Genomic DNA, 5689 nt, shown 5'->3' on the forward strand with positions numbered 1-5689 from the left:
ATAAATACTGGAATCAATATTAATATCAATAAAAGTATCTTATTCATTCTTAACTCCTTTTAAATTATTAATATATTCCAGATAGATATTTTTGAAAGTATCATAATCAAATTCTCTCGATTCTGACATAAGGTCTTTTAAAGGACAGAATTCAATATTATATCGTATTGCTTTACAAATATTGTTATTAATTTCAAATACCTTTGATGCCTGAGTAGTATAATACTTCTGCAAATCAATTTCTAATTTTTCAGGTGGACCTGCTTTCTGTCCTTCTCCCATATAAAAACATAGATTGATTAAGTAATCTTTCCCAATAATATAATCGTAATTATTAGGTGATGATTGCACAGATAAAACAATTTCATTCTCAGTAAACTGTTTACCGAGGGATTCAATGGTTGATAATTTTAAATAATTATACCCCCTATAATCAGATATTTTGACTAATTCGTTATCAATAATTCTTGCCCTTATCCATATATTCCATAATGTAGGATAGAAATCCTTATTGTAAATTTCCGGATCATCTTTTAAAAACCACTTAATACAGCTATTAATTTCTTCAATTGGTAGCAATCCTTCAGTTAACCCCTCATTAGTCTTATAGAATGCCCTTTGAGATTCGGGATAAATTGATAATCGGTCTAATTCATCCCAGGTATGTAATGTCTGAAGTCTCTTATCCCAAGGATTTCTGTTTATACTTAAGTATTCACAGTAATATTTAGGAATAGTATTTGACACTAACCAGATCAAATAAACAATATGTTTTTGTTTATCATAACTCAATCTGTCGAAGTGCTCTTTAAAACTCTCTCTTTGTTTTTTATCATCACCGAAGTAAGGTTCTAACATTTTTACAGTTTCCCAATAAAAAATAAACAACTCATCAAGCTCTTTAGGATAATCTTCAGGCAATTCACTATACACAAGTTTTTTGGGCATTACGCGATCCATGTCTAATTCTTCACTTAGCAGTGTCCCTGACAAAGTGATTAGAATCAGCATACTTAACAGTATTTTATTCATTTAAAACTCCTTATTTTTTTGTTGATCCATTGAGATTAAGTAATAAATTCGTTATGTAAATCCCTGAATAATGATTAAATTATTTATCAATCTTTCACAGTTCATTTCTTCTCCTTAATCTAATTTTTCTATACCAAATTATGATTTTCTGTCTGATATTTTTCTGAAATCCCGGCAACTGCTTTTTTTTAGTTCTCAGCCAAAAACCCAAAGCTCATACCTGTATAACTTATATATATAATATATATACTTAGCTAACTTCCCTATCAGTTGATCATTAGATTGATAAAATTGTTTACAGTAAAACAGTAAGTCTTGATCAAACTGTAAACAGATTATTGCAGTTCCAGAAAACTGTAAACAGTATTTACAATCCTTTCTGCCATCCTCATAATCCAATTTCACGCTCAATCCTCCACCATTAAACATGTTACATTCTTTGTTCTGATTTAATCATTGTGTACAATATAATTTATCTAAGTCTTATTTTAAGCAATTTTTGTTCCATACTTATGATTTTCATTTACCACTATCTCATCACAATTTCAAGTAGTAATGATATTAATATAGAACCGTTTATTAGTATTTTATCAATCAAGTTATTGAGTTAAAAACGATCATTATTCCTGACTATCCCGGAACTACGAGCACCATCTCGTAGCTCTTTTTTTTTCTATGAACTGGTGCTCGTAGTTCCTAACATGCCTCTTCCTAAGTCCATATCCCCCGTTAAGCAGGAGTTATGAACGGTACCCCGGATATGACTTCTGGCGATCAGTTACTACCCCTCTCTCCCAGCTAAGTTATCGAGTTATGGCGATGTACTCATCGAAATGACTTGAGGACGGTCAGTTATCACCAATTACAGCCTGGAATTTATAATCCCAGCCCAGTCTTAAGTCAATCTGCATTCACATCTTAACTCAATACCTTTCCCCTGCCCACAACTCAGCAGCAATTAAAGAATCTTTCATTCCCCGCTCTTTATTAATCAGTTCGTTTTGTTCGTCTTGTTCGTTGCTTAAAATATCTTACATTACATTATCCGTGCATATCCGTGTAATCCGTGGCTTCATTATACACCAGTTCTATGATAAGATTATTCTTTTACTATCAACTCCAGTATGTATCAGATGTTCCATTTACTCATTTTCAGCCTCATTGCCCCAATTCATAATATATCTCTTTTAAACACAATATCTTACCACCAGATTCAGTCCTTCCCTTACCCTCCTGTACCCTCCCTGTTGGTTCCCTGTGGGTTACAAGTGTACTAATCTCATATTTAAGCTCAATTAAACATCTTTATAGTACTATTTTTATATTATAACGTTTCTCACGTATTATAGCATAATCTGCCAATTCACTGTGGGACGTATGCCGAATATAGGTCTTATAGGTCACATAACTCCTATAAAAGTGAAAAAACCCCATAATCAATAATCATTAAAAGAGAAACAAAAGCTTGACTATAAATATACTACTAAACTTTTTTAACCCTAATGAAAATGCAAAAGGTTGTAATTGATATAGGTAACACTCATACTGTAGTAGGAGTTTATGCTGGGGAACAAAAATTATTCTGGCGAATAGAGAGTAATCGGAAGCGAACAGCAGATGAATACTGGAGTATCATCTCCAGCCTGGGACATGATGCAAAAATAGATTTTTCTGAGACAGATATTGCTGCCATGTCCTGCGTGGTGCCTCGTTTGAGCGGAGTATTCCGGGAGGTTATCGAGCGTCATATAGGCTGCCGATTGCTCAATGTTACCAGTGCCACTGATCTGGGTCTCACCTATCCAGTATCAGACCCTTCCTATATCGGAGCAGATTTGCTTGTTGACGCTTTTGCAGCAATTGAGAAATATAGCACTAATTGTGTGGTTTGTGATTTTGGATCAGCAACAACGATCCAGTTAGTGGGTAGTAATCGTCATTTTTATGGCACGATCATCTGCCCGGGACTGCAAACCTCGGCTGAGGGTCTTGTGAGCAAGGCAGCACAATTGACGGGTGTAGATTTTGGAGAGGAATTTGGGCTTCTGGGCACAAGTACCCGGGAAGCCATGTTATCAGGAATAATCAGGGGTCATGCTCTGATGATAGATGGGTTCATTTCGCAATTGCGCGATGAATTCCACACACTAAATCCCATAAAGGTGGTATCGACAGGCGGAATTGCTAAGTTAGTTTCAAGTTATTCGGAATTAATTGAAGTTGTGGATGAGACTTTAACACTGGATGGGCTGGCGTTGATTTGTGAGCGGTTGCAGCCCTGAACCAGTATTAAAGTCAGGATGAAAAGCAATAATGGTATGTTATATACCTCATTAACTGGGAAAAGGTGTGGAATTTTTGAGAGAACAAAGCAGAAAACTACAGATTAATTCAAGTCAGCGCATGAGCTGGCTTTTAATCATATTTGCCTTATTGATCACAGGCAGCTTGCAAGGTAATACATTTCCGATTAAATACTATTTAAAAGGTGCACCCAAAATAGAAGATTGTGAAATCAATATTTTGAAGATACCAAAAGGTATGAGTATGGTGCGCAATGATGCAATAATCTTTCGTGAAATGAAAACCCGCACAGAAGTAGAAGTTGATTTGGAAAAGGAAATAGTTTATCTGGTGGTTAGCTGGGGGTTGATAAAAGGTCTTTACCCACGTCATGGCATGAGTTATCAGAGATATTTTAATCAGAATTTCCGGCAGATATTTCGCTCTGAGATGTTTGAGAACAGTAAAGAGCTTCTGGCGGAGAAAGAGCGGAGCAGCGGTTCGGGTTTAATAGGCGAATATATTTTTAAGCTACCGGCAGCAGCCCGTAAATCCAAGATCGTGAGAGGCTTGCTGGGAAATCAGGCGGGAAGCTTGAGTCTTGATGGCAGCGAAAAGATCACTATCGGTGGCAGCAGCAGTGAGAGCAACCGTACTACTGATGAATCAGGCAGTAACACTGATTTTGATCTTACCATGAAGCAGGATCTGGTTTTGCGTCTGCGGGGAATGATCGGTGAAAAAATTCACGTTAATGTGAGTCATCAATCGAGCACTGATGATGACTTTAATTCCAATCCTGATGTAGTGGAAATAAGTTATGAAGGTACAGAAGATGAAGTGATCAAAAGCATAGAAGGTGGAAATATAGCACTTTCATTAACTGGCTCGCAATATATAAGTTATTCAGCGTCATCAGAGGGACTTTTCGGTGTGAAAAGCGAGATGGAATTTGGTAATCTTCATGTGACTGCGATTCTGGGAAAAGATGAAGCGCAAAAAGACCAGCAGACCTGGACCGGTAGCTCAAAATCAGATTCCACAATACATTGGAGCGAGAGTTATGAATTACGTAAATTCTATTTCATCACAGATCCAGCAAATTTATACACTTTATATGGTGAATCAGGAGATACAGAGGTAGCTGGAGTAGATTATCCCGCAGGCTGGGAAGGTAATGCTATCCGTACAAATGCCGGTAGATGGATAATGAAGCCAGGGGCAGATGAGCTACTTCCAGTGCCAGGAACCTTGAAGATATATATGGATGACGGAACCAGTGCTAATGAAAATGTTACTCTTGATGGATTAGATATAGATGATCCAAATTTTCCAAATTTAGACGATCTGTATAGTTTCACTCAGTTAATAGAAGGGACTGATTACACATTCGATTATGATACGGGGCTGCTTTTCATCAACCGTTCAATGACCAGGACTTATGCGATAGGAGTTGGCTATCAACTGCCAGACGGAACAAATGTAGGAAATACTTCAGCAAATCCAGTAGAAGTAAAATTACTCAAAAAGAGTAATCAGACATATGAAGAAGATCCTGAATACTGGAAACTGACAGCCAGAAATATTTATAAATTTGATTCTAATTACCAGAGTGAAGGATTTAATCTATTTGTGTTTGATGATCTTTCTGCTGACGGAACTCAGACCACAACCTGTCCAGCGGAATATTCATCACCATTACCATCAGGCTCGAGTTATAATGAATATCTGAGATTAGATACGAATGGCGATGGTGTGGTTAATGGAGAAGATGAAACCATGTCTCTTGCCTCAGGCTATCTCATATTTGCCTATCTGGAACCTTTTAGAGGAGTTGGAGATGGGATCATATATGAAAAGGATCCCGTTTATGTGCAATTTGATGATATTCATATGCATATCTCAGTAAAAGGAGAAAGCAGCCGTGATCAGGTGTCACTTGATCAGATGAACATTTTACCTGGAAGTGTGACGGTCGAACTTGGTGAGGGAGCTACTCAGCGGGAATTAGTAGAAAATGTAGATTATATAGTAGATTATGAATTTGGGATTATAACTTTTCTGATTGCTGAAGCGCGTGATCCTGACGCAATTTTGAATATTACATATAATTATAAACCAGCCTTTGCAATCGACACTAAAACTCTGGCGGGCTTTCGAGCGGACTGGGATTATAATGACAATTTTAATATCGGGGCTACATTTGTCTATCAGGATGAAAAGGTAGACGACGATCATCCGAAAATCGGTAATGAAAATAAAACTTTGATCCTGAGTGCTGTGGACAGCAGGTTGGAATATGAGCTGCCCTATCTCACCAAGTTCATTGATTGGCTGCCACTTTTAGCAACTGATGAGGATTCACGAATAACCA

The 5689-nt window shown here is 37.1% G+C and carries 3 protein-coding genes; 2 read left to right on the forward strand and 1 reads right to left on the reverse strand.

Going from position 1 to position 5689, the window contains the following annotated elements; all coding sequences use genetic code 11:
• Positions 1-39: 39 nt before the first annotated feature.
• Entirely contained in the window at positions 40-1032 is a 993-nt protein-coding gene (locus tag RAO94_07145) for a hypothetical protein (protein ID MDP8322108.1), read from the reverse strand.
• A gap of 1502 nt (positions 1033-2534) precedes the next feature.
• Between RAO94_07145 and RAO94_07150 the strand changes: the two genes are divergently transcribed.
• A complete protein-coding gene (locus RAO94_07150; GenBank protein MDP8322109.1) occupies positions 2535-3314 on the forward strand; it encodes a type III pantothenate kinase in 780 nt (259 codons plus the stop codon).
• A gap of 121 nt (positions 3315-3435) precedes the next feature.
• On the forward strand, positions 3436-5689 hold a 2254-nt coding region (locus tag RAO94_07155; GenBank protein MDP8322110.1), incomplete at its 3' end, for a hypothetical protein.

Origin of the sequence: Candidatus Stygibacter australis (assembly GCA_030765845.1) — a bacterium.
Taxonomy (GTDB): Bacteria; Cloacimonadota; Cloacimonadia; order Cloacimonadales; family TCS61; genus Stygibacter; species Stygibacter australis.